The 456-nt window shown below is 67.3% G+C and carries 1 protein-coding gene; it reads right to left on the bottom strand.

Translation table 11 applies throughout. The features are described from left to right. A partial coding sequence (locus QSK32_RS45305; RefSeq protein ID WP_285475562.1) for an RNA-guided endonuclease TnpB family protein occupies positions 1 to 456 on the bottom strand: 456 nt, incomplete at both ends.

Genomic DNA, 456 nt, shown 5'->3' with positions numbered 1-456 from the left:
AATGTTCTTCGCCGCGTTGACGTCGCGGTCGTGGGTTACCCCGCAGGAGCAGGTCCACGACCGGATGTTCAGCGGCATCTTCTCAGCGATGGCTCCGCAGGCCGAGCAGACCTTGGACGACGGGTACCAGCGGTCGATCACTGTCAGGTCCCGGCCGTACCAGTCGGCTTTGTAGGTCAGCATGGAGCGGAAGTCGTGCCAGGCCGCGTCGCTGATGGCGCGGGCCAGCCGGTGGTTCTTGACCATGTTGCGCACGGCCAGGTCCTCGATCACGATCGTTTGGTTCTCACGAACGAGCCGAGTGGTCAGTTTGTGCAGGGTGTCACGGCGGCGGTCGGTGATGCGGGCGTGGACGCGGGCGACCGTGAGCCGGGCTTTCGCCCGGTTGGCGGAGCCCTTGTCCTTGCGGGCCAGTTCCCGCTGCGCGCGGGCCAGCCGGAGCCGGTCGGCGCGTTC

It is taken from the genome of Actinoplanes sp. NBRC 101535, assembly GCF_030269225.1.
Lineage (GTDB): Bacteria > Actinomycetota > Actinomycetes > Mycobacteriales > Micromonosporaceae > Actinoplanes > Actinoplanes rectilineatus.
This window is presented reverse-complemented; position numbering and strand designations above follow the sequence as displayed.